This window comes from Streptomyces sp. NPDC048278, assembly GCF_040652195.1.
Lineage (GTDB): Bacteria > Actinomycetota > Actinomycetes > Streptomycetales > Streptomycetaceae > Streptomyces.
The window spans coordinates 426,729-451,979 of the sequence record NZ_JBEZLP010000005.1 but is presented as its reverse complement, the minus strand read 5'-3'; the positions used below and the strand labels follow the sequence as shown (position 1 = coordinate 451,979).

Below are 25,251 nucleotides of genomic sequence, written 5' to 3'. Positions count from 1 at the left end.
CGCCCATCAGTCACTGTCGGGGACGGATAGCAGGACCAGCCCCTCGTTCTATTTGCGACTTCTGCCCCGCTCCTCCCTCGCAACCTAGTTCTTACCTTTTGAGCGGGTCTTCTGGAAAGAATCACCCAAGATCGCAACTGTCGGCCCACCGTGCGTAGTCCCTGTTCAGGGCCTTGCGTATGGAGAGAATATCTCTTTTGTCGCCCTCGTGAAGGTGATGAGGTTCAGGTGCTCACACCGTTCATTTAGCTCCTCTTTGCTGTCGCTTGAAGTGATGTGTGCTGGTGCTAATGGCTCCATGTGAGGGCGATGTAAAGATCTGCTGCTCATCGCTTCACGCCAGCAGAAAGATCACGGGGTCCTTCCGTGCGCAGCAGATCCAAGTCCGGCAGACCGAGCAGTTCCGGTTCCCGTATACGTGGGACAGGCCTGGTGGCCGCCATCGCTCTAGTCGCAGAAGCGACATTGACCCTCGCCGGCACTGGTACGGCTGTCGCCCTCCCGGTCACCGCTGCGACGTCGGCCGCCACGTCGGCGGACGCAACCTACGGGGCCGCAGAAGCCAACGACCCTGCCTCCGCTCTCCTGGCGGCGCGCTTGCAGAACAGGAAGATCGAGGTGTTGTCGGAGCGCACGGGCGCCTCCACCACCTACGCGCTGCCGGACGGCAGTATGCAGACCGAGGACTACGCCGGTCCGGTCCGGGTGAAGCAGGACGGCGACTGGCACGACATCGACACCGACCTCTCCGACACCGGCCCGGACCTGGAACCCCAAGTGGCCGCGGCGGACATCGCGGTGTCGGACGGCGGTGACACCGACCTCGCCTCCGTCACCAAGGGTAGCGACTCCTTCGGCCTGGGCTGGGCGGACAAGCTCCCCACCCCGACCGTCAAGGACGACACCGCCTCCTACGACCTCGGCGACGGCCAGACCCTGTCGGCGACGGCGCTGGCGCAGGGCTTCTCGGAGAACATCACGCTGGACAGCCGGCCGTCCGACAGGACGGTCAGCTACCGGATCCCGCTGCACCTCAAGGGCCTGGCCCTGTCCCAGGCCGACTCCGGCCACCTGCTGCTGAAGGACGGCGACGGCAAGCTCGTCGCCGAGGCGCCCGCGCCGATGATGTGGGACGCGTCCAAGGACCCGGCATCCGGTGAGTCCGCGCACGAGGAGCAGGTCTCGACGAAGATCGAGACCGCCGAGGACGGTTCCCAGACCCTCGTCCTGACCCCGGACGCCGACTTCCTCGACACGGCCACCTATCCGGTGACCGTCGACCCGACCTCCACCCTCGCCGTCACCACCGACACCTGGGTGCAGACCCCGGACTACCCCGACTCCCAGGTCTCCTCGCAGGAGCTGAAGTCGGGCACCTACGACAGCGGCACCGATGTGGCCCGCGCCTACCTGAAGTTCGACGTCTCGAAGTTCACCGGCACGCACATCACGTCGGCGACGATGAAGCTCTACAACTACTACTCCGCCACCTGCTCCACCTCGGGCGCCGCGACCCAGGCCCGCCGGATCACCTCCACCTGGTCCTCGTCCTCGGTGACCTGGTCCGCGCAGCCGTCCACGACGACGACCGGCATGGCGACCAACACCGGCCACTGGGGCTACAGCTCCTCCTGTCCGGCCGCCTGGTCGAACTGGAACATGCAGTCCATCGTGCAGGCCTGGGCCGACGGCTCCACCAACTACGGCATCCAGCTGCGCAGCGCCGACGAGACCGACGCGACGACCTGGCGCAGGTTCCGGTCCGCGAACTACACCACCTCCGGGTATGCCCCGCAGCTGGTCGTCACCTACAACTCCTACCCCGCGAAGCCGACCTCGGCCGCGGTGTCGCCGTCCACCGTCAACGCCTACAACGGCAAGCGGTACGTGACGACGTACACCCCGACCCTGTCCGCGAAGGTCTCCGACCCGGACGGCTCCACGGCCAAGGCCCAGTTCGAGATCACCAACGACCCGGCCTACTCAGGCGAGACGTCCTACTCCTACACCGCCACCTCGTCCTCCGTCTCCTCCGGCGGCACCGCGACCCTGGCCGTCCCGAGCGCGAGCCAGCTGGCTGCCTCGCATCTGCGGTTGCGCGTGCGGGGCTACGACGGCACGGACTACGGCGCCTGGTCGTCTTATGTGTACTTTGTGCCGAACGTGGCCAAGCCGAACGCGCCGACGATCTCCTGCTCGCCGTACTCCTCGGGCAGTTGGACGGACAAGTCGAGCAGCGGCGCGACCTGCACGCTGAGCACCACCTCCACCGACGGCGCCGGCTACCAGTGGGGTCTGGACGACAAAACGGTCCCCGACAGCGCGCTGGACACCACCGACGGCAGCGGCGGCCAGTCCCAGACGGTCACCGTGAAGCCGGCCAACGGCTGGCACACCCTGTACGCGCGGACCATCGACTCCGGCGGCAACGTCTCCACCGCCACCACCTCCTACGCGTTCGGCGTCGGCAAAGCGGGACTCACCTCCCCGGTCACGGGCGACACGACCGACGACAATGTGAGCCTGTCGGCCACCCAGTCGGGGGCGTTCACCGGTGTGACCTACCAGTACAGGATCGGCGCTGCTGATCCGTACGGCTGGCAGCCCATCCCCGTGAACTATGTGACCAAGATGGACGGTACGGCGCTCTCCTCCTGGCCGTTCGCCTTCTCCGCCACCTCGAACCCCGACAATCTCACCTGGGCGGCCACCGACCAGGTCTCCGACGACGGCCCGGTGCAGGTGCGGGCGCTGTTCACGGACGGCACCAACACCTACGGCACCGATGCGGCCACCGTCACCGTCGACCGCAAGGCCGCCAATGCCCCCAGCGGCGCCGTCGGTCCGGGCTCGGTCAACCTGCTCACCGGTGACTTCGGTCTGTCGGCCACGGACGCCGGTGCGTTCGGCGCGACCGTGACCCGCGCGTTCTCCTCCCGGAACCCGCAGGGCGCCGCCGCACAGGACGGGCAGGTCGCCATTTTCGGACCGAACTGGACTTCGGGAGTCACCGCGCCGACATCCGACTGGACCTACCTCAAGGAGACGTCAAGCACGTCGGTGTCGCTGCTCGACTCAACCGGGGCGGCCACCGGCTTCACCCTCCTCGACGCGACCGCTGGCACCTGGACCCCGCAGCCTGGTGCGGAGGATCTGACGCTGACCGGCTCCCCGTCCGGCAGTTCCTTCACCCTGAAGGACACCGCCGACGGCACGGTCTCCACCTTCGCCAAGCCGAACGGGAACTCCACCACCTGGCAGCTGGCCACCACCGCCACGGCCGCCGACGACTCGGCAAGCACCACCACCGTGGTCTCCAACGCGGTGCCGGTCTCCGGAGGCCGCGAGTTCCTGGCCGAACCCGAGTACGTCATCACACCCACCAGCGCAGTCTCCGCAACTGCCTGTAAGGGCGACCCGAGCACGAAGGGCTGTCGGGTCCTGGAGTTCGTCTACGCCCCCGCGACCACCGCGACCTCCTCGGCCCTCGGTGACTACGCGGGACAGGTCAGCCAGATCAAGCTGTGGGCCACCGCCCCCGGTGGCTCGGCCGCGACCGCGACGGTTGTCGCCCAGTACGCGTACGACACCTCGGGCCGACTCCGCGAGGCCTGGGACCCTCGCCTGGACACCCCGCTCAAGACGGCGTATACGTACGACAGTGCGGGCCGGATCGCCACGCTCACTCCGCCCGGACAGCTGCCCTGGACCTTCGCCTACGACGCGGGCAGCGGAAAGCTGGTGTCCGCCTCCCGACCCACGCTGAAGCCCGGCACCGTGGCGACCACGGACGGCACGGCAACCACGAGCGTCGTCTACAACGTGCCGATCTCCGGATCGGCAGCTCCCTACGACCTGTCCACCACCGCCACCGCCAAGTGGGGCCAGACCGACAACCCCACCGTCGGCACCGCGGTTTTCCCACCGACCTCCGTTCCTGTCGGTAACGACGGCGGCTCCCTGGGCTCGGGCGACTACGCGAAGGCCACCGTCACCTACCTGGACGAGGCCGGCCTCGGCGTCGACACGGCCACCCCTGGCGGTCGTATCACCACCACCGAGTACGACGCGATGGGCAACACCGTCCGTGAGCTGACCGCCGCCAACCGCGAGTTGGCCCTCTCGACCACCACCAGCGACGACCCGCTGCTGGCCGGTGCCCTGGCGAACACCGCGAGCAGCGCGGACGCGGCCGAACTGTTGTCCACCGTAACCGACTACACGACGGCCGACGACGGCTCCGAGCAGCTGACCGACGTCTACGGCCCGCTGCACACCATCACCCTCCAGCACACCCTCTCCGGCGGCACCGGCGCCGCCGACCTGGCGGCGGGCACCGAGACCCTCGCCCGTACTCACACCTCCTACGCCTACGACGAGAACCGGCCCAGCGACGCGGTCGTTTCCGACGAGCAGACGTCGATGACCACCGGCGCCACGGTGGCCGGCTACCCGGCCGACGCTGATCGGCACACCACCGCCACCACGTACGACTGGACCGTCGGCCTGCCCCTGAGTACGGTCACCGACCCCAGCGGCCTGGCCGCCAGCACCGGCTACGGCTACGACAGCGACGGCAACCTGACCAAGGAGATCCAGTCGGGCTCCACAGGCAGCGACGCCAAGACGACGCTGACCACGTACTACTCGGCGACCGGCAGCGGCGACTGCCAGGGGAGCCCCGAATGGGCTGGCCTCGTCTGCCGCACCGCCCCGGCGGCGGCCATCACCGGCGGGGGCTCCAACCCCACCGAACTGCCGACCAAGACGTACACGTACGACCGGTACGGCCAGATCCACACGCTCACGGAGACCGCGAACTCCACCACCCGCACCACGACCTACACCCGTGACGCGATCGGCCGGGTGCTCACGCAGTCCGTCTCCGGCGGTACCGGAACGGCCACCCCCGACGTCACCTACACCTACGGCACCACCACAGGCGCCCTGGCCAAGCAGACCTCGAACGGGACGACCATCACGGTCACCCAGGACGAGCTCGGCCGCCAGGCGACGTACGACGACGGCACCGGCGACACCACGACGACGGCGTACGACAGCTCAGACCGCCCCGTCACCGTCACCGACTCCGCCCCCTCCACCACCACCTACACCTACGACGCCACCACCGGCCTGCCCGCCACGGTCACCGACTCCGTCGCCGGCACCTTCACCGCCACCAGTCACGACGCGGACGGCAACCTCACCGCCGAGACCCTTCCCAGCGGCTACACCCTCACCCAGTCCTACGACCCCGCGGGCCACGAAACCGCCCGCACCTACACCGACTCCGGCAGCACGCCCGTGCTGACCGACACGGCCGACTACACGGCCGGCGGTCTGCGGGCGGGCCACAGCGAGAACAACGGCACCACTACGACGAGCACCTACACCTACGACAACGTCGACCGCCTCACCCAGGCCGCCGACGACACCGGTAACTCCTGCACGACCCGCTCCTATACGTTCGCTTCCGCCACCAGCTGGGACCGCACGAAGCTCGCCACGGACTCCAGCTCCACGGACTGCGCCGACACCACGGCCACAACCACCACGACGGCGGCCCACACCTACGACAGCGCCGACCGCGTCAGCGACACCGGTTACACCTACGACGCCTTCGGCCGCACCACCGCCACCCCCGACGGCACAACGCTCGCCTACTACTCCAACGACCTGGTCCGCCAGGAGACCACCGCGACCACCCGGCAGACCTGGAGTCTGGACGGACTCCAGCGCCTGGCGAGCTGGACCACGCAGACCCTCTCCGGAGGCACCTGGACCGCCACGGCGACGAAGACCAACCACTACGCCGACAGCACGGACCTGCCGGCGTGGACCGCCGAGGACACCTCGGGGACGATCACGCGCGACGTGGAGGACCTCACCGGATCACTCGCCGCCACCACGGACGCCACGGGCAACACGGTCCTGCAACTGTCCGACCTGCACGGCGACGTCACCGTCCAGCTGGCGCTCGCCTCCACCATGGTCACCAGCCATGGCTACGACGAGTTCGGTAACGCCACCACGACCGCTCGCTATGGCTGGCTTGGCGCCCACCAGCGCTCCGCAGAGACCCCTACCGGCCTGCTGCTCATGGGCGTCCGCCTGTACAGCCCGGCCGACGGCAGGTTCCTGCAGACCGACCCGATCCCCGGCGGCAGCCAAAACGCCTACGACTACGCGGGACAGAACCCCGTGAACACGTCAGACATGATGGGGACAAGCTTCAAGTACAAGAACGACGGCTGGCAGTGCGGTCACGCCGGCTGTGTGCACCTGACCCGGAGGTGCGCGGAGCCGAGCGGCCACTGCTCCCTCTTCTTTGGTATTAAGCTCACCGGCCACTGGCGCTCGGCGTACTCCGTCACCCTGTCCTTCACGATCCTGGTGGAGGGCCACACAGTGAGTCCATGGCACGAGTACGGCCACCCCGAGGAAGGCAGCTACTACTGGCACCCATCATGGGGCGAGCACGAAGACGACAGCCTACGCGGGCGCTACCGCTACGACGTGTTCTTCATCGGCCATGTGGAGGGCTACTCCACCGTGGAGATCGACGTGACGGGCAATGTGATCATGCCCGGCGGGAAGGCGTACACGCTGTACGGCTACGGAAAATGGGACTAGCGAGGCCGCGATGGCTCTGAGAACGCAAAGAACGTACGTCATGGCCGGCAACGGCCTCGGCGACTTCGTGGCCGTTGCACTGACCCGGCCGCACGACGGAGGTCCCCAGGTGTCCACCGTCGTGCTGGTCGGCGACGAGGGACGGACCGTACGCGAGATGATCGGTGCCCGGGCGGGAGGGGAGAAAGGTGTCGTACACCTGACCCCCGCCCTGCTCGGGGAGCTCCCGCCGGACCTTGATTGGGTCCGGGCGGCGCAGGGAACACCGCTGAAACTGATGCTGCTGGATGCGGAGTTGCCGACCGAGGCCGCCCATGCGGCACTGGCCGCGCTCCTGCGGGAGCACGGCAACCCGGGCGTCGAGGTGGTGTCGGTCGGCGGCCCGTACCGCTGCCTGTGCGGGGCGGCGCCGCGGCTCATGCCACCCGGCAGGCCCGGGGACGCCGTGGAGGCGCTGCTGCCGCTGCTGGACGACGTAACCGTCTGTCTCGTGGGCGCTGGGGACGGCTCCGCCGAAGCCGCCGCAGATTACTGGGAGTTCGTGTCCGGGCTCACCTCAGCCCGGGGATCGAGCATCGAGGAAGCAGCCGCCCGCGAGTTCGCCACCGTCGTCGTGCAGGACTGCTCGGACGTCCTGTCGCTGGCCTGCGCGGGAGCGCTGGGGTTCGAGGGGGACGTGGCGACCTTTCCCGACGGAGAGATCATGCGGGCGGACAGGACTTCGGCCGGGGTGGTCCGGTTCTCGGCCGCGGACGAGCCCCTGGCTCTGGCGCCACATGAGTGCCCTGCAGGTGCGGAACCCAGACAGCCGCAACACTCAGGCGCGCCTGAGCATGGACCGGACGCGGTGACCTGGCGGCGGTTGGCGCAGATGATGGGGACAACTGGCCCGGATGCGGTCGCACGAGCTGCGGACAGACTGCTGAGCTCGGGAGAGAGGCTGGTCGCCTTCCCCGTCCACAGAGTGTGAAGCACGCCCATGGCAAGACATATGGGCCCGCCCCTGCGAGCCAGGGGCGGGCCCATATGCGCCCTCGCGGTGGTACCGACCGCGGTAGCCACAAAGGGCTCGCGAAACGTTCGGGAATTACACCCGCGACCGATTCCCGAAGGCCCCGGATCAGGCGATAACCCAGGAGGCCCTTTCCCTCCCGTCCATGAGCGTCGCGACTCGGTGTGAAAGCTGCATACCAGCCGCCTTGTCTCCTCGATCCGCGCGTCGTATGAAGGCGCCGAGCGTGTGCAGGTCGCGGATCGCTCGCAGAACGGGCAATCCATCCCACTGCCGGATGTCGTACCCATACCGAAGGCTGAACTCGTCGAGGTCCGCGACAGTACGCCCGAACCGGACCCCTTGGAAGGTGTTGGCCAGGTCGATCTCACGAGGGCCGAACGCTGCCTCGTCCCAGTCGCCGAGCCGCACGCCGTCACCACTCCAGAGCGTGTTTCCGGGATAGGCGTCGGCGTGGATGTGACCCTGGCCCAGAGGGAAGTCGAGCTTGCCGTAGCTGGCCAGAAGCTCCTCCCGCCGCGCGGCCAACCACTCACGCTGGGGCGAGGTCAGGTAGCAGCTCGACTCCACGGAGCTCTTGAACGAGGCGAGGGGCTGAAACCGGGGAAGCGGGATCGGCGGCGCCGGCAAGGAGTGGAGTTCACTTAGCAGGGCGCCCAAGGGGCCGGCTGGCGGCCCGCTGCCTTCTGGCTGCGGGTAATGCCGCCAGAACGTCACCGTATGCGGAGCGTAGACGAGCGGCTGGGGGAGATCCGCGGGCTCCGTCGCCGGGAAGCCGTTCGCGACGAGCCAGCGGGTCAACGAGACCGCCGTGTCGAGACGTGGCCGTTGGGAGAGGGGGCTGACGCGTACGACGATGCCTTCGTCGGCAAGGAGGAACACGGACGTGGCGTGGTCGTGGAGTCGGGTGAGTGACTGGTCTGTCAGGCCTGAGGCTCGACAGGCCATGCGGGCGGCGGACTCGGGAGAGACCGTCGTCGTCATGGGGCAAGGACCTTCGTTCGGGTGTCTATCGCCTGGTACCCGCGGGCCGCTTCGGCGAGTTCACGCGCGACGGGGCTCCGGGCGAACCGCGGTTGCTCCAACAGCCTAGCCACTGACTGCACGGCGTCGCCGAGTTGCCGGATGCGTTGGTCCGCCGGGAGATCCAGGACGGGCCGAAGGTGCTCTCCGGCTCCCTCGATCTCTCCTGCGGTGATGCGCGCTGTCGCGATGTCGAGGCGCGCCAGGGCCTCATCGCCGTACGACCTCTGCTCCGGAGGGCCGGCCTCGTAGAGTTCGATGGCCGTGGTCGCGTGCTGCTCGGCCAGTCGATGCCCGCCAAGCAGCGCGAAGGTTCCGCCGATGTAGTAGTGCTGCTTCGCTTCGGGGAACGTGAGGAGGCCTCCGAACCGGGTCAGGGCGTCTGGAGCCCCATGCCGGTCCCGGGCCCGTTTGAGTTCCTCGATGGCGTCCATGGCAGTCCGGCGGTCGCCGATGCGAGCCGCCGCCCGGGCTTCGATCGCCGCTATCCGGATTCGGGTTTCCCCACCGGGGGACAGCAGGGCGGCCTGCCTTGTGTAGTCGAGAGCTGTCTGCCGCCGCGACGACCACTCGGCGATCAGCGCGGCCGTGCCCTTCACCCAGGCTCGCAGGTCGTTGTGATCGGACTGTTCGGCGAGAGTCCAGGCTGTCTGCAACTGCGCGACAGCGGCGTCTTCGTCGCCGAGGTTCTGCGAGGCGTGAGCGAGCAACAGGGAGCTGGTGCCAGCGAGCAGGAGCAGTTTTCTGGTCTGGCCGAGAGGCTGGCGGCCGTTCAGCAGGCCGAAGAGGTGATCCCTAGTCGACACGAGGTCAGTGAAGATCCGGTGCAGCGGTGCGTGGACGTAGTCACCGGCGATCCCGGCGAGTACGGCCTCGATCCCTTCGAGCTCCACGTCGCTGACGTTGCTCTGCGTGATGTCGCTGGCGAAGTTCAGGGACTGCACGGCGGCCTGGGCCGCCAACTGGTTCAGGTCGGTGGCCTCGGTCACCCCGGGAGGCACGTCGACGGGTGACCATCCGATCTGTGCGGGGACAGAGACGTCGTACGTCCCCTGTTCGCGGAAAGGCGGAGCCAGCAGGGCGTCCGGCGTGCCGATGCCGTCGAGGAACCGCGCGACCTTGTCGAGGTTCGTGAGACGTCGGCTGCCGGCTTCGAGCATCGACAGGAAGCCCTGGCTCAGGCCGGCCATGGACGCCATGTCTTCTTGCCGAAGACCGGCTCTCTCCCGGATGAGTCGGCTCGCACGGCCGAAGTCCCAAGCCACGATGGCGGTTTGGATGTCGCGGTCGGTCCACACCGTGTCCGGGATGCTGCGGACTGGTTGCGGCTCCCACGTCCCCTTGGTGCGGGCGCACGCCGCGCACCGTTCGTCAAGGTTGTACTGGCTCAACCGGCATCCGCAGCCGGCGCATGTGCGAGGGTTCCTCGGCATCGCGCCCCCGTTCCTCGTCTGCGGACGGCAGCGTACGTGCGGGCACTCGCGGGCGGGAATCACGCCGGTGATACCCCAGCTGGTGGGCGGCGGGGTGTGCTCAGACGTCGGAGCGGGTCACTGCCGCGATCGCGCCCAGAAGCCGCGGAACGTCTTCGAGGCTGTCGAGTACGACGTCGGCTCCGGCCGCCGCCAGATCAACTGCGGAGGTCTTGCCGGACGCGACCGCGATCACAGGTGCTCCGCCTTCGAGGCCCGTGCGGACGTCTTCGAGGGAGTCGCCGATGATGACCGTGTTGGAGCGGGAGAAGCGTGAGCCGTATTCGGTCTGGGCGCGTGTCTGGGCGACTGATACGAGACTCGGGCGGTGGTCGTTGTCGGACGAGTACCCCCCGATCTCCGTGTCCAGGAAGCCGGTGAGGTCGAACGCCTGGAGCTTCAGCAGGGCATTGGGCTTGAGGTTCCCCGTGACCACCGTCGGTACGTATCCCGGTTGGGCCTGCACGTTCTTGAGGGCGGAGACGGCTCCGGGCAGGAGGACACCTTGTCGGCGAAGGTCTTCCGTGTGTGCGGCGAGGCGTCGGGGGAGGAGTTCCACCATGCGCGGCAACAAATGCGGGACCTCTGCCTCGGGGACGCCGTTGTCCGTCAGGAGGGAACGGATCGCCAGGGGCATGGTGACGCCGGTACCTCGTGCCGGGAGGTGCTCCGCGGGACGACCGACGATCTCGGCGAAGGTCTCCCGGTAGACCTGCCTGTCGATGTCGCCGACGTACAACAGGGTGCGGTCGATGTCCCACAGGACGAGGGTCCGAGGTGCGGCGGTCAAGTTCGGCTCCCTGTTGCCGGCATCGCGACGTGTCGCTCCAGTACGTCCTGAGCGTACGGGCTGTGGGCGACCTGACGGAGCCCGTGGATCATGTCCGCGACGTGGCTGTCGAGCCGGGCCGACCGGAGCCTCGCGGCCAGGTCGAGGACTTCGTGCGCCGCGGCGGCCCCGGCTTCTATGTCGCCTTGCTCGACGTGGGCGGTGGCGGCACGCGAGAGGAACAGGCCCCGGGTGCGGTGGTCCGCCGGGTTGAGTGCCTGCCGTGCCCTGCTGAAGCTGGCGGCGGCGCTGCTCGGGTCGCCGAGGTCGAGGTGGCAGCTGCCCGTCTGGCCGTGGATCTCGCCCTCGTTGACCCAGTACAGCCAGTGCGGGTCCTGTTCGGAGCGGCCCTGAGCGCAGAGTTCCGCCGCTCGTCCGAGTGCGGTGAGGGCGGCTTGGCGTTCGCCGAGTTTGGCGTGCCCGCGGGCCTGCCGCGTCAGGAGCATGGCTTCGAGCGCCGGTGTGCCGAGGTGCCTGACCCTGTCCCGGGCACGCTGAGCCGCGGCCACGGCATGGTGCGGGGCCCCGGTGGAGTAGCCGTGGATGGCTATGTAGGACAGGGCGCCGGCGCCCAGCCGTACGTCCTGCGAGGCCTTCGCCGCGCGCAGGGCCGCGTACAGGTAGCTGAGTGGACGATCCCGGTCGCCGGAGTCGAAGACGAACCAGCCGGTCTGCGTGGCCGTGTCGGCGATGATCGCCGCGAGGCGGCGTCCGGTCTCCTCGTCGTACGAGGTCTCCTCCAGCAGGTGCTTGAGGAACCGGAGGTGGCTGTCCCCGAGAGCGGTGAGGGTGCCGCTGCCGTCGCTCGCGTCCATGGTGCGGAGACTGTCGGTGGTGCGCTGCAGGGCGTCCAGCAGGTCACCGGTGAGCTGACTCCCCTCCGCTGCCCTGGTGAGGGGTTCGGCTTCGGCGGTGTCCCAGGCGTTGACGAAGGTGGTGAGCGCGATGCCGCCAGCGGTGAGGAATCGTCGACGGTTCATCGCGTTGCCTCCTACCGCGCTGTCCAGTGCTTCCACCATACGGGCCGAGGTCCAGGGGAGGCTCGGATCGGCGTCGCCGGCGAACGGGATCTCGGGCGCTTGCTGGGCCGGGCCGTGAGCATGTGGGAGAGGAAGGGCGACCAACTCGGCTGGTACGCCGAGGCCTGTCAGGAACTCGATGATCTTGTCGATGTTGGTGAGCCGCCGGTTGCCCGACTCCAGCATGGACAGGAAGGACTGGCTCATCCCGGTGAGCTGGGCCATGTCTCCCTGGCGAAGGCCACTTCGGAGCCGGATGAGGCGGCTGGCCCGGCTGAAATCCCAGTTGCCGAGCGCACTTCGGACTTCCGTGTCCGTCCAGACGTATTCCGGCACGAGCGGCGTGAAATGAGCTTGCCTGGGTTGCGAGCGGGTGCAGGAAGCGCACAGGGAATCCGAGTTGTACTGGCTCAGGGAGCAGCCGCATCGATCGCAGTGCCGTTGCGCCTGGCGAGGCACCCTTCCCTCCCCCGAGCGAGATGTGCGGTTCTCCGGGCGTCCTTTCGCGGAGCCGGAATCACCTTAGTGATATCACCTTCGGCATGTGCGTAATCACCGTCCAGTGAACAGTCTTGGGGGCCAGCCCGCGTTCCGGTGACAGAAGTCGCCCGGTCGAGCGGCTCAACCGGTCCGTTCGGACGCACAGGAGTCTCCCGATGATGTTCGCTTCAGGTCGAGTTGGCGTCGCTTCTGATGACTCCCTGCCGCAGAGGCCGGCGGGGCTCGCGGGGCCGTCGCATGGCTGGGGCGCTCCACCCGACCGCCCCGTGTCGTCGCAGGCCCGGTCGCCGTCTCCCGCGCAGTCCGAGTTGAGCTGGGGGATCCAACTGGCGGCGTTCCCGAGGCCGCGGCTGGGCGCGGTGGACGTCGTGCAGGTCGGGCTCGGGGTGGGACTCCGTGCGGTGGAGGGCGTCCGGCAGGACGGCCTTCCAGTTGGCCCGGTCTTCTGCTGTGAGTCGCACGTCAGGATGCACATCCCTGTCGAGTCGGACACCGCCTACCGCTGGCACGCTCCGCAGACGCTGTGCCGCCCGGGAGCCTGGGAGTGCTCGACCAGCGGGCTTCCGACACAGCGGTCGCGGTGCTCGGGGGTGTGGCTGTTTCCGCCCGGTCCGCGGAACACCTGCACACACGCGCCCGCGCTCCTTCACTGGCTGTCCCTGACACGGTCCGCCGGCGTACGGAACGTCGAGGTCCGGTATGGCGGTTAGCGTCTCGGCCGTCGTCCTGCTGGGGTTCATCACGTTCCTGCTCGTCAAAAAGAGCGGGTTGAAGGCGGGCCACGCGGTCGTCTGCACGCTCTTCGGTTTCTACCTCGCAGACTCCTCGATCGCCCCCACCGTCTCGCAGGCCGTGAACAGCGTTGCCCAGATCGTCGGAAAGATCAGTTTCTAGCCGCCGGTTTCAAGCCGTCCGGCTGAATCGCAAGTGCGTCACATTTCCGGCACTGCGTGGCATCGGGACCGATGCCTCCCCATCGCCAACCTTTCTTTCTACTTCGGGGATTTGATGACCTCGCGCGTATTGGATCCGGCCCTTTGGTTGTCGGCCCTGGCTGTTCTCGCAGCCGTGGCCACGGCCGTGCGCTTTCGTGCCGCGTCACTCGACGGAAAGCGTCGCGTCGCCAGCCTGGAGACGTCCTTGCGGATGGAGCGGGAGGCGGTCGCAGCCCGTGACGACGAGGTACGGCATCTCGCTCAGCAGCAGGTGCCCCACCTGATCCACACCGTGCTGAGCGGCCAACAGGCAGCGGCCCCGCCCTCGCTCCACCCGGAACTGAGCAAGACCGAGTTCGGCCGGGCTCTGGCTGAAGTCCTGCGCACGGTGCACGAGACGACGGTCCAGTCCGCCGACCGCGCGGAGAACGTGACCCGCACGACACTGGGCACCTTCATCCGCGCGATCCAGCCGCTCGTGAACGAGCTGCAGGGCGCGGTGGAAGAGATGGTCGAGCGTCACCACGACCCGAAGGTGCTCGCGGACGCGATCGAGATCTCCCACGGTGGCAACCAGCTGGCCCGGCGACTTCAGGCATTCAGCGTGCTGATCGGATCCTGGCCCGGGCGCCAGCGCGACCCCGCACCCCTGATCGATGTCGTGCGCGGCGGCGTCTCACGAATCCGCGACTACGACCGCATCGAGATCACCGGCGAGGCTCCTTTCGCCGTGACCAGCCGGGCCGTGGAACCCATCGTGCTGAGTCTGGCCGAGTTGCTCGACAACGCGGCCCGCCACTCCGAGCCGGGCACCAAGGTCCAGGTCTGGTACGTCTCGGCAGCCAACGGGGTGACCGTGTTCATCGACGACGCGGGCATCGGGATGACGCCCGAGAACCGCGCGAACGCCGGCCTGCTGCTCTCCGGTGGCCAGCAGATCTGGATCACCCAGATGCGTAACCCGCCCCAGCTCGGGTTCGTGACGGCCGGACAGTACGCCGACCGTTACGGCTTCCGGGCGGGCGCCGACCAGGTATCCGCAACCGGCGGTGTACGGGCCTGGGTGTTCATTCCACAGGAGCTGTTGGTGGCCCTCGCAGACGTACCGAAAGCCGCCGAGCAAGCACGCACGCACCCGCCTGTCACTACCTCCGCCCCGGCGCCACCGGCAGAGCCTGCCTCAGTGGCCGGCGAACCGCCGCAGTATCCGACGCGCGCCGACAGCGGCCTCCCGCAACGCACCCGACAAGGCGCCGGGCCGCGGCACGCCACCTCCCCTGTCCACGAGACCCAGACCCCGAGTGACGGCGGCCGTGCCGTGGGTGCCTTCCTGCGCGGCGTCGAACGCGCTGGCACCCAGGGCGGCCAACCCTCAGGCCCGGGCTCCCACCTCCCCGACGAAGGGAAGCACACCGATGACGACCGTTAACAAGAAGCTCGACATGCTGAGCGGGCTGGGCTGGATGCTCGATGAGGAACTCCTCGGGCAGCCCGGCGTCCTGCGCGCCATGGTGCTGTCGGCCGACGGACTGCCGGTCGTCTGTTCAAAGGACATCGACCGCGGCCAGGACATCCCCAGGGCCATGTCCGAGCGGGTGGCCGCGGCCGTCACCGGGCTTCAGGCCGTCAGCCAGGAGTCGACCGAGTTCGCCAGCAAGCCGAGGAGCAGCGAGGACAAGCCCTTCTCCGCCGGCCCATGGCAACGGACCCTGATCCAGTACGAGCAGGCGTACATCATCATCATCGCCGCCCGCGCCGGCACGTACCTGGCCGTGGCCATGAACGAGAAGGCGGACGTCGAGGCCGTGTCGTACCAGATGGAGAAGGTCGTCGACCGCATCGGCGACTACCTCGGCCTTCCCCCGCGGCAACCGGCACCGTCCGCGTCATGACCGCGTCCCGGCGTGTCCGGGGGCCGGGGCTGGTGGGCCTGCACGTCGTGACGGGCGGCCGCTCCGAGCCGAGCCGCAACCACTTCGACTTCGTCACGACCGTACGCATCTCCACCCCCGGCCTGGATCGCGCGGGCCTGTCCCCGGAGCAGCGCCGCGTGCTGGAGCTGTGTCAGCCGGGAGCACTGACCGTGGCCGAGATCGGGGCGTATCTCGTGCTTCCCCTCAGTGTCCTGCGGGTCCTCCTCGCCGACCTGATGGAACGAGGCCACATCACCACCAACGGCAAGTTCTACGCCGTCCAGGCGGCCGACCGAGAGGTATTGGAGGCAGTCCTTGAGGGGCTCCGCAAGCTCTAACCCCGCCGCGGGTACCCATCTGCGCGGTGACGAGACCACCGTGAAGATCATGGTCGCGGGCGCCTTCTCCGTGGGCAAGACCACCGTCATCGGCACGATGTCGGAGATCCGTCCCCTCCGGACGGAGGAGGTGATGACCGCCGCCAGCGTCCCGGTCGACGACCTGGACGGGCGCCCGGACAAGAGCGCGACCACGGTCGCCCTCGACTTCGGCCGGCTCTCCCTCAGCCCCGAACTCGTGCTCTACCTCTTCGGCGCGCCCGGGCAGCAACGGTTCTTCCCCATCCTGCGTCACCTCGCCCACGGCGCACTCGGGGCGCTGGTCCTGGTGGACACACGCCACCTTGCGCAGAGCTATCCCGTCATCGGCGCGGTGGAGGAGCTCGGGCTGGCCTACGCCATCGCGGTCAACGAGTTCCCCGACGCTCCGCGGCACACCGTCGACGAGCTGCGGGCCGCGATGGACCTGTCCGAGCAGACCCCGCTGGTGTTCTTCGACGCGCGCGACCGCCCCAGCTCCAAGAACGCCCTGATCAGCCTCGTGTCCTATCTCCTCACCCTGTTGCCGGAGCCACCCCGATGACCATGCCGACTCCCGGGCCCACGCCCCACTGGCCGCCTGCGGCCGGCGGCTGCCCCTACAGCCCGGCGGGATACCCGCCCGCGCCTGTCCCGCCGCAGCCGCTACCGATCCACGGGCCCGAATTCAGTGCGAACCCGCGCCAGACGTACGAGAGGCTCCGAGCCCAAGGCCCCATCGCGCCATGCGAGATCGACCACGGGGTCTACGGCTACATCACCACCACCTACCGCTCCGCCCTGTACCTGCTGCGCAACACCCCGAGCATCTTCCTCAAGGACCCCCACCACTGGTCGGCCCTTCGCGAGGGCCGCGTACCTGCCGACGCCCCCGCGCTCATGATGATGCGGCCGCGTAGGAACGCGCTGTGGCTCGACGGCTACGACCACACACGCCTGCGCAGCGCGGTCACCGACAGTCTTTCCTGGGTCGACACCCACGCCCTGACCGCCGGCGTGGCCCGCATCGCCGAAGGCCTGCTCGACCGCCTCATGGACCACGAACTCCCCGACCTGGTCGCCCACTTCGCCGACCCCCTGCCCATGCAGGTACTGATCGAGATGTTCGGCTGCCCGCCCGAGATCGGCCAGACCATCGTCACCTCCATCGCCAGGCTCTTCGACACCACCCAGGACGCAGCCCGGGTGAACACCGAACTCGAAGAGGCCTGCCTGGCCCTCACGAGGCTCAAACGGCACCGGCCGGGCTACGACGTCACCTCCTGGCTCGTGTCCCACCAGGCCCAGCTGTCCGACGAGGAGATGATCCAGCAGATCCTCCTGCTGATCGGGGCCGGAACCACCCCGTGCACCAACCTGATCGCCAACGCCGTGCTCCTGCTCATCACAGACGACCGGTTCAGCGGTGACCTGCACACCGGCGTCCGACCCGTCTCCGACGCGCTCGACCAAGTCCTGTGGGACGACCCGCCGGTGTCCAGCTACTGCCCCCTCTACCTGCGCGAAGAACACGTCTACGAGGGCATCCGGCTGCTTCCCGGTATCCCGATACTGGTGTCCTTCGCCGCCGCCAACAGCGACCCCGCCCTCGCCGCCGGCTCCGACCGACGCTCGGGCAACCGGGCGCACCTCGCCTTCAGCGCGGGCGTCCGTGCCTGCCCGGCACCCGATCTCGCCCGCGTCATCACCGAGACCGCCATCGAACGCGTCCTGGACCGGATCCCCGATCTCACCCTCGCCTGCTCATCTGCCCAACTCGTCCGCCGCCCCGGCACCTTCCAGAGCGGCTGGACGCATCTCCCCGTCGCTTTCCCTCGCACGACCTCCACCGTCCCGAACTCCAGCAGAGGACCGCGATGACCTCCCAGCTCCCTCCCTCCAGCTGCCCGTTCGCGATCGACCCGGCGGGCTCCGACCTCCACGCCGAGGCCCGTCAGCTGCGCGCCCTCGGCCCGGCCGCCCGGATCGAACTGCCCGGAGGGGTCGCCGCCTGGTCGGTCACCGATCCGGGGCTGATCGAGCGCCTCCTGTTGGACGACCGTGTCTCCAAGGACGCCCACCAGCACTGGCCCGCCTTCGTCGACGGGCAGATCCCGGAGAAGTGGCCCCTCCGCCTCTGGGTCCAGGTCCGCAACGCCTTGACCGCCTACGGACCGGAGCACAAGCGACTGCGTCGTCTGATCGGCACCGGCTTCCAGATCCGCCGGGTCCGCGCGCTCGCCCTCGCCATCGAGGGCATCGCCCACGCCCTCCTCGATGACCTCGAACACCACCGGGGCACCGGCAACCCCGTGGACCTGCGGGAGCACTTCGCCTGGCTGCTGCCGCTGCGTGTCGTCAACATGCTCCTGGGCGTCCCGGACAACCTCCACGACACCTTCCGCGAGCTGATCGGCGGCGCCTTCGCCACCGACATCACCGAGGAACAGGCCCAGGCCCGCAACCTCGCCCTCTACAAGGCCCTGGACGGACTGGTCACCGCCAAGCGCGAGATGCCCGGAGACGACGTCACCTCCGACCTGATCAAGGCCCACGACTCCGCCACCGACAGCCGGCTGTCCCACCAGGAACTCATCGACAGCCTCCTGCTGCTCATAGGCGCCGGCCACGAGACCACGGTCAACCTGATCGACCACGCCTCGGTCAACCTCATGACCCATCCCGACCAGCTCGCCCTCGTCGAGGCCGAGAACGCCAGCATCACGATGGACGACGTCGTGGACGAGACCCTGCGCCACCAAGCCCCGGTCGCCAACATCCTTCCGCGCTTCCCCACGGTTGACATCCACGACCCCGAGACCGGGGTGACCTTCGGCGCCGGCGACCTCATCGTCATCAACTACGCCGCCGCCAACCGCGACCCCCGCGTGCACACCGACCCTGATCGCTTCGACGCCACCCGGCCCACGCGAAAGAACCACCAGTCCTTCGGCGTGGGAGCGCACTACTGCCTCGGCGCCGGCCTCGCCCGCCTCGAAGCCCGCATCGCACTGGACGCCCTCTTCGGCCGCTTCCCTCGCCTCACCCTGGCCACGGCGGCCGAGAACCTGAGTCCCCTCGCCTCGTTCATCTCCAACGGCCACCAGCAGATCCCCGTCTACCTCGACGGCGCACCGGTCAAGCCCCCGGCCCCTGATCACCTCACGGCCCGGGCCGCACCCTCAGCAGCTCCCGGCCGAACGCCACCTCCTGCGCACATCGCCGAGACGCCCGCTGCCTGACCTGGCCAATCAACCTCTACAGCACCGTACGGAGCACTCCCATGACGAGCACGACTCCCGCCGCGTCCACGAAGGGCACGGATGTGCCCACGTTGTTGACCAACGCGCGGCGGGAGCTGGACGCCATCGCATTCCGCGTCCCGAACGCTCCCATGGCTGTCGCCGCGGCGCTCACCTCCCTGGGGGCACTCGCTCTGCGCCTGGTGACGGCCGCCGAGCCGCTTGCCAGCAGCATCGGGGGAGAGAAGCAGGCGGAACTCCGGGCGCTGATCGGCAGGGTCAAAGACCGTGCCAGTTCGAAGCCGCGGCCGGATCTCGCGTACGAACACCTGCTGGTGCTCCTCCGGCAGACCCAGGAGTTGCTGCGCCGGCTGGAGCAGGCGCACGGCATCGAACCTCGCCGCATCCAAGCCGCATCCGCCAGCCGTCGGCATGCGGCACACCACGCCGTCCAGCCGGTAGGGGAGAGCCGAAGCGCGCCCGCCCTCCAGGCCGTCGGACCGCCTGCCCCACTGCCTTCTCTGGGCTCGGCGGTCACTCTGCGGCTGCTGACCGCGAAGCCCAGCTCGGCAAGGGTCCAGGACTGCCTCCGACGCGGCAAAGACCACTACCCCGTCGACGGCGAAATGACCGAACAACTCCTCACCGTCGCCCCGTTCCTCCGTGATGCCGTCGCCATCAACGACGCGTTCGCCATCCGAGCGGTCGCCCTGCTGGCCGGCCAGCTGGGCAGCACCCAGTTCATCGACCTCGGATGTGGGCTCCCCACTTCCCCGACGCTGTACGAGACCGCCGCCGCAGTCCTGCCCCGTGGAAGCGAGATCGCCGTGGCCTACGTCGACCACGATCCGATCGTCATGGCCCATGCCGCCACGCTGCTCACGGCGCCACGCCCCCACCGAACGGCGCATGTGCACGCGGACCTCGCCCAGCCCGACAGCATCCTCACCGACCCGGACCTGCGAGGCGCTTTGGACCTGTCCCGGCCGGTGGCCGTACTCGCCCACGCCGTCCTGCACGAAGTACCCGACCGCCTCGCCTACCCGGCCATCTCCGCTCTCACGGGTCGGCTGGCCCCAGGCAGTGCCCTCTCCATCACCCACCCCACCGCCGCACTGCACCCAGGTTCGATGAAGCGGGTCGGAGATCTGTACACCGAGTCGATCGGTCCCATCGCCCTGCGCAGCCCTCATGAACTCGGCCGGTTCTTCGACGGGTGGCGTCTACTCGCCCCCGGGCTGGTGGAGATCGCCCACTGGCACGGCGTTACAGGTACCGCGTATCCCCCTGGTTCATCAGCAGCGTTCGCGGCCATCGCCGTAAAGCCGTGACGGCGCCAACTTCCAAGCTGGCCTGCCGAGCGATGCGCCAGACCCACATGCCGCCCGTCCCGTCCGTGCCCCCGTCGCGGATGGGGCGGGCTCCGGGTTTGGTACGCAAACCAACTTTCACTCCAGCCCCATGGATCACTTGAGCATCCGCTCGCGGCGATTCGGCCACCCTCCGTGCCTCGGGAAGCGTGCTGGATGGCGGTCGGCGAGGCGAGACCCCCGAATTCACACGGCTGGGGATCCGACTCAAACACGCGTGTTCGAGTCGGGCCGTCGGGTCGTTGTCCCGGTCATCATCAGTCATCCCCAACACGGTTCGGATGTCGCGCTGTTGGCGGCATCCGGGACGGTCATGCCCCGGCATACCGCCGTCACTCCACCGTGTCGTCGCTCGGCCAACCACCGGAGGAATCATGAATCCCGTCCCTGTGCCTCTCCTCGTTCATCCAGTCACCGCTCACCCCGAGGCCGCCCGGGCAGTCCTCCGGAGCCACAGGGTGACTGCGGCCGGCAGCACTCCGGCGTACGCCCTGGATACGCGCCACCTGACACCGAGGTGGGGGGCATGACCGGACAGCAATCACCCTCGGCACCCGTCGTGGCCTGGGCGGAACGGACCCTCGGCCCACTCGCCGTGCTGCGCAACGCCACGGCCGGTCCGTCGCTCGCAGGTGCGTGGGACGTCGTACGCACGAGTGACGGCGCCCTTTTCCACATCAAGATCGCCCAGAACCCTGGTGCCTTCACCCAAGAGACCTTCGCCCACCGACACGCTGTGCCCGCCCTCGGCCCCGGTGCGGCCCCACGCCTGCTGGCCACCTCCGCCGCGCACCTGGCTCTGATCGTGACGGCCCTGCCCGGCACTCCCCTTGCCCAGCTGCGGCTGAAGGAGGCCATGCTCAGGACGGTGCACTGGCGGGCCGGCCTGCTCCTCGCCCAGCTACACCAGGCCGGAAGGCACACCGGTACCGCGCACCACGACGCGCCGACGGTGCTGTCCCGCCTGGCCGACGACGCGGCCCGTCACCTCGATATGGTCAGCGACCGCCTGTCGTCGGACGAACAGAAGCTCGTCATGGGCCTCGCCGACCGGCTGCGCTTCGTCGGCCGAATGCCGCTCGGCTTCATTCACGGGGGCGCCCTCGGCTCAAGTCTTATCTGGTCCGCCGAGACGCAACTGGCCCTGCGTGACTTCGAGTCGGCACGGTTCGCCCCTGTGATCCTGGACTTCGTCCACCTCGCCTGCGGGCCCTGGATGACCCAGCCGCGCCTGCGTACGGCGTTCTTCACTGGCTACGGCCGCGCCCTCGGCCACGACGAGTGGGTTGCCCTGCGCTGTCTGACGGCCCTCACCGCCGCACGCTCACTGGTCGAAGCACGCGCCCTCGGCGACAAGGAGGCTGCGGACGCCTGCGAGGCCGTGCTCAACCGGGTGAAGGACGAGGTGAGCGCGTGATGCCCGTACCACCACTGGGCTTCACAGCAGATCAGAGCCGTTGCCCGGACCGCGCGCGAGGAGGGAGCCGGTGAGCGTCATGTCCCGGCCGGAGCGGACGAGCGGTGCGGTGGGCGCCGGGCGGGTGCCGCCCCCGCCGCCCGCCCAGCTGCGCTATGGCGGCATGTACAGCAAGAACCCGCTGGAAGAGGCGGGGTTCGCGCAGCTGGTCCGGCGCCTGCCGTCGGTGCTGGCGCGGACCGCGCGGATGGCGTGGGTGATCGACCGCGTCGCCGTGCTGCTGCTGGCCGGCTGCCAGCTGGCCATCGGTGTCAGCTCTGCCGTCCAGCTGACGGCGACCGCGCACGCGATGCGTGCCGTCTTCGGCACCGGGGCGGTCGCCGACCGGCTCCACCACGCGTTGCCCGCCCTGGTGGTGATCGCGCTGGCCGCGATGACCGGGCGGACGGCGAGTGCGCTGTCCTCGTACGCTGACGGGCGGATCACGCCCCGGCTGACGACGGAGGCGGACAGCGCCCTGGTGGCGGCGGTGTGCGGGATCGAGGCCGCCGCCCGAGCCGAGGACGGCTGCGCGGACCGGCAGGAAGCCGCGGAGATGGGGGTGGTCCGCAGCCACGTCATGATCCAGGACGCCAACCGGCTCACCGCCGCCGTCATCCGCCTGGTCACCGCGAGCGGGGTGCTGACCGTGCTGCACCCGCTGCTGCTGCCCCTGCTCCTGCTCGCGGTCGTCCCCGCCGGCGCCGGCGCGATCCTGCACGCCCGGGTCACCTACGAAACCCACTACGCCAACGTCGGCGACCGCAACGTGCGCACCAACCTGCGCGGCTGGGCCACCTCGGCCAAGTTCACCGACGAGATCCGCGCCAACACGATGACCGGCTACCTCACCTTCTGGTATCGGGCCATCTCCGAGCGGATCGACGCGCGCACCCTCGCGGCTGCGCCCAGGATGCTGAAGATCAACCTGACGAGCTCAGTGATCAGCGGAACCTTCCTCGTGGCCACCTGGGCCGTGCTGGCCTGGCTCGTGTCCATTGGGAGGATCGAGCCGGCGATCGCCGGGACCGCGGTCGTCGCCGTGCAGACCACGCTCGGCGCCCTGTCCCAGCTGGTCATCTACGGCGCGGCGATGTTCCACACCTCGCTCTACCTCGCGGACTCGGACTCCTTCCTCGACTATGCCGCCCAACATGCCCCGAAACGAGGCGCGTTGGCCGTTGACGGACCGCTGGAGGACATCTGCGTCACGGAGGCCGTCTACCGCTATCCGGGCAAGGAGAAGGCGGCGGTGGACGGCGTGTCGCTGACGGTGCGCAGGGGAGAGGTCCTCGCCCTGGTAGGGGAGAACGGCTCGGGGAAGTCGACCCTGGTGAGGCTACTCGCCGGAATCTTCCTGGCCGACAAGGGCACGGTCTGTTGGAACGGCGAGAGCGTGGCCGCCCTCGACCCCGACCGTCTGTGGAAGGTGTCCGGGCTGGTGCCGCAGAATTTCGCGCAGTGGCCGCTGTCCGTGCGGGACAACGTCACCCTCGGCCAGCCCCACGAGGAAGACGACCGTCTCGTGTGGGAAGCGTTGGAGGCGGTCGGACTCACCCAAGCCGTTCGGGACCTCCCGGCCGGTCTGGACACGCTGCTTGCCCGTGAGCTGTGGGGCGGCAGCGAACTGTCCGGCGGCCAGTGGCAGCGCCTGGCCTGCGCCCGGGCGCTGTACCGCCGGGCGGGGCTCCTGGTCCTGGACGAGCCGACCTCGGAGATGGACGCCCGTGGCGAGTACACCATCCTCCAGCAGATCAAGGCCCGCACCAGCGACTGCATCACGGTCCTGGTGACCCACCAGCTGGTCAATACCAAGATCGCCGACAGGATCCTGGTTATGAAGGACGGCCGGATCGCTGAACAGGGCGCCTACGACGAACTGTCCGACGGAAACGGCCTGTTCGCGGAACTTCTGGCTCTGTCCACCAGCCGCTGACCACAGTGGGGTGCCGCTGTAGGTTCCACAATCCAATGCGCGATGTCGGCTGAGGATGTGCAGTGAATGCGCAAATCCGGATCTCGGTGCGCCATGGTCGCGGCCCATAGCTGTCGGTGTTGATCTCTAGTGATCTTTCCGGGAGTAGCAAGCGGGTTGCTCCGTACCGTCAAGGATATGGCGGTACGGAGCACGGGCAAGGCCAGAGACGTACGCAGGGCGCGTACGGAGTTGATCCGGCACAAGGTCGAATCGGTAGGCAGGCGTCCGCTAGCGCGACATGGCGGCGCAGCGGCCACTGCAGTCTGGTTGAGCGTCACAGATCGTCGTGATCATGGCCTGATGGTGTACTAGTCTCACAACCATGACGAGCCTGTCGATCTCGCCGTACGAATCGCGCCGGTGGCGCGAACTCAACGCGCACTGGACCAAAAAGGCACAGCGCCGTGAGCTGGTGCCGCCCCAAGCCCGTGCCACCTTGGGCGCAGTTGGTGAGATGACGAAGGAGTTTGCCGTCCGCGCGGGTACTGCCGTTGCTGAGGCTACGCCGGAGTCGTTCAAGGAGTTCGGCGCGAAAGTCGCCGATGCGGCCCTTGCGCCGACGGTCGACGGAATCGTGGGAACGATAGAGTTCGTCAACGACTTGGCCGTCGAGTTCACTGACCCGCAGAAGGTGATCGATTTCCATCGCCGAAAGGGCCGCGACGTCGCATCGCTAGCGGACCTTCGCAAGCTCGACCTTGCCGATCTGGACGAGGTCGTGAGGCGACTCGTGTTGCAGTGGCGGTCCTTTGGTGCGGCAGAGGGAGCTGCTTTGGGTGCCTTGGCGATGGTTCCCATTGCGGGAGGAGCGTTGGCAATCGCCGCCGATCTTCTGGTGATGCAGATCTTGATAAACGCAATTGTGGCCAGAGTCTGTTACGCCTACGGATTCGACGCCAAGGACCCCGAACTCCAGCACATCGTTCGACGGATGGTCACCCGTTCATTCGGTGATCAGGTTCCAAAGGCCGCGACAGCGCGAAGGGCCAATCTCGCTGCTGCTGCGGCGAAGGGTCGGAAGAACTGGAGTAAGAAGCTTCGCCACGACCATCGGATCTTGGCTGCGCTGGAGAAACTGATGAAACAGTGGAACGGCGTGTCCCACGTGCCTGTAGGCAAAGCCGCCAAGGGTCTCCCCGTCGTTGCCGTCGTGGCGTCGACTACCACCAACGCCTACGTGATCGGGGACGTTGCGAAGCAGGCGCGCCTCTACGCGCAGACGCTCTTCCTCGCAGAGAAATACGGCCTCGCATTGCCCCCGAACCTCACGAAGTTCGCCGACTTGGATGATGAGCCAGGCGACGACGAGGGCGAAGCGTCCTTGAGGATCGGCTGCGACGACGCACGGTCGTGACTTCGCCGTCGAGCTCGTCGATCGTTCACGGCAGCTGTGGATCGTGACTTTGGTGCTCGGCTGGAACATCGGCGATCAGTACGGCTTCCCCGTTGTCAAGTTGGATGACGGAACAAGGCAACGCCATCGTCCATGACGGTGGTTGTCCCGGCCTGCGC

At 68.4% G+C, this 25,251-nt stretch carries 17 protein-coding genes; 13 read left to right on the top strand and 4 right to left on the bottom strand.

What is annotated here, in order from left to right:
- The first annotated feature begins 597 nt into the window (after positions 1 to 597).
- Together AB0D74_RS12775 and AB0D74_RS12770 are read left to right on the top strand one after the other, a co-directional pair.
- Entirely contained in the window at positions 598 to 6,633 is a 6,036-nt protein-coding gene (locus tag AB0D74_RS12775; RefSeq protein WP_362584121.1) for a DNRLRE domain-containing protein, read from the top strand.
- Positions 6,634 to 6,673: 40 nt separating this feature from the next.
- On the top strand, positions 6,674 to 7,603 hold the full coding sequence (locus AB0D74_RS12770; protein ID WP_362584118.1) for a hypothetical protein: 930 nt from the start codon (positions 6,674 to 6,676) through the stop codon (positions 7,601 to 7,603).
- Between the two features lie 150 nt (positions 7,604 to 7,753).
- Here AB0D74_RS12770 and AB0D74_RS12765 read toward each other — a convergent pair whose 3' ends face one another.
- From AB0D74_RS12765 to AB0D74_RS12750, 4 genes are all read right to left on the bottom strand, one after another.
- A complete protein-coding gene (locus AB0D74_RS12765; RefSeq protein WP_362584115.1) occupies positions 7,754 to 8,629 on the bottom strand; it encodes an aminoglycoside phosphotransferase family protein in 876 nt (291 codons plus the stop codon).
- Complete coding sequence (locus AB0D74_RS12760) at positions 8,626 to 10,059, bottom strand: helix-turn-helix transcriptional regulator (protein ID WP_362584112.1); 1,434 nt, start codon at positions 10,057 to 10,059, stop codon at positions 8,626 to 8,628. The genes AB0D74_RS12765 and AB0D74_RS12760 overlap by 4 nt, the downstream gene beginning before the upstream one ends.
- 142 nt (positions 10,060 to 10,201) lie before the next feature.
- Complete coding sequence (locus AB0D74_RS12755; RefSeq protein WP_362584109.1) at positions 10,202 to 10,930, bottom strand: haloacid dehalogenase-like hydrolase; 729 nt, start codon at positions 10,928 to 10,930, stop codon at positions 10,202 to 10,204.
- Complete coding sequence (locus AB0D74_RS12750) at positions 10,927 to 12,324, bottom strand: helix-turn-helix transcriptional regulator (RefSeq protein ID WP_362584106.1); 1,398 nt, start codon at positions 12,322 to 12,324, stop codon at positions 10,927 to 10,929. The genes AB0D74_RS12755 and AB0D74_RS12750 overlap by 4 nt, the downstream gene beginning before the upstream one ends.
- 864 nt (positions 12,325 to 13,188) lie before the next feature.
- On the opposite strand from AB0D74_RS12750, the gene AB0D74_RS12745 reads away from it, so the two are divergent.
- The 11 genes from AB0D74_RS12745 (at position 13,189) to AB0D74_RS12695 (ending at position 25,093) form a co-directional block, all read left to right on the top strand.
- A complete protein-coding gene (locus AB0D74_RS12745) occupies positions 13,189 to 13,383 on the top strand; it encodes a hypothetical protein (RefSeq protein WP_362584103.1) in 195 nt (64 codons plus the stop codon).
- A 114-nt stretch (positions 13,384 to 13,497) separates the two neighbouring features.
- Positions 13,498 to 14,853 carry an ATP-binding protein gene (locus AB0D74_RS12740; protein ID WP_362584100.1) on the top strand — a complete coding sequence of 452 codons (1,356 nt, stop codon included), beginning with the start codon at positions 13,498 to 13,500 and terminating at the stop codon, positions 14,851 to 14,853.
- A complete protein-coding gene (locus AB0D74_RS12735) occupies positions 14,840 to 15,316 on the top strand; it encodes a roadblock/LC7 domain-containing protein (RefSeq protein WP_362584097.1) in 477 nt (158 codons plus the stop codon). Before AB0D74_RS12740 ends, AB0D74_RS12735 begins: the two co-directional genes overlap by 14 nt.
- Positions 15,313 to 15,675, top strand: a complete 363-nt coding sequence (locus tag AB0D74_RS12730) for a DUF742 domain-containing protein (RefSeq protein ID WP_362584094.1) — start codon at positions 15,313 to 15,315, stop codon at positions 15,673 to 15,675. Before AB0D74_RS12735 ends, AB0D74_RS12730 begins: the two co-directional genes overlap by 4 nt.
- A 49-nt stretch (positions 15,676 to 15,724) precedes the next feature.
- Complete coding sequence (locus AB0D74_RS12725) at positions 15,725 to 16,258, top strand: ATP/GTP-binding protein (RefSeq protein WP_046732174.1); 534 nt, start codon at positions 15,725 to 15,727, stop codon at positions 16,256 to 16,258.
- Complete coding sequence (locus AB0D74_RS12720) at positions 16,255 to 17,574, top strand: cytochrome P450 (RefSeq protein ID WP_362584092.1); 1,320 nt, start codon at positions 16,255 to 16,257, stop codon at positions 17,572 to 17,574. The genes AB0D74_RS12725 and AB0D74_RS12720 overlap by 4 nt, the downstream gene beginning before the upstream one ends.
- Positions 17,571 to 18,935: a cytochrome P450 gene (locus tag AB0D74_RS12715; protein WP_362584089.1), complete on the top strand. Its 1,365-nt coding sequence runs from the start codon at positions 17,571 to 17,573 to the stop codon at positions 18,933 to 18,935. The genes AB0D74_RS12720 and AB0D74_RS12715 overlap by 4 nt, the downstream gene beginning before the upstream one ends.
- A gap of 41 nt (positions 18,936 to 18,976) precedes the next feature.
- Positions 18,977 to 20,266: an SAM-dependent methyltransferase gene (locus AB0D74_RS12710; protein ID WP_362584086.1), complete on the top strand. Its 1,290-nt coding sequence runs from the start codon at positions 18,977 to 18,979 to the stop codon at positions 20,264 to 20,266.
- Positions 20,267 to 20,831: 565 nt separating this feature from the next.
- Positions 20,832 to 21,722, top strand: coding sequence for a phosphotransferase (locus AB0D74_RS12705; protein ID WP_362584083.1), 891 nt, complete (start codon positions 20,832 to 20,834; stop codon positions 21,720 to 21,722).
- A 79-nt stretch (positions 21,723 to 21,801) separates the two neighbouring features.
- On the top strand, positions 21,802 to 23,697 hold the full coding sequence (locus AB0D74_RS12700) for an ABC transporter ATP-binding protein (protein WP_362584250.1): 1,896 nt from the start codon (positions 21,802 to 21,804) through the stop codon (positions 23,695 to 23,697).
- A gap of 364 nt (positions 23,698 to 24,061) precedes the next feature.
- Positions 24,062 to 25,093, top strand: a complete 1,032-nt coding sequence (locus tag AB0D74_RS12695) for an EcsC family protein (protein WP_362584080.1) — start codon at positions 24,062 to 24,064, stop codon at positions 25,091 to 25,093.
- The last annotated feature ends 158 nt before the right edge of the window (positions 25,094 to 25,251 follow it).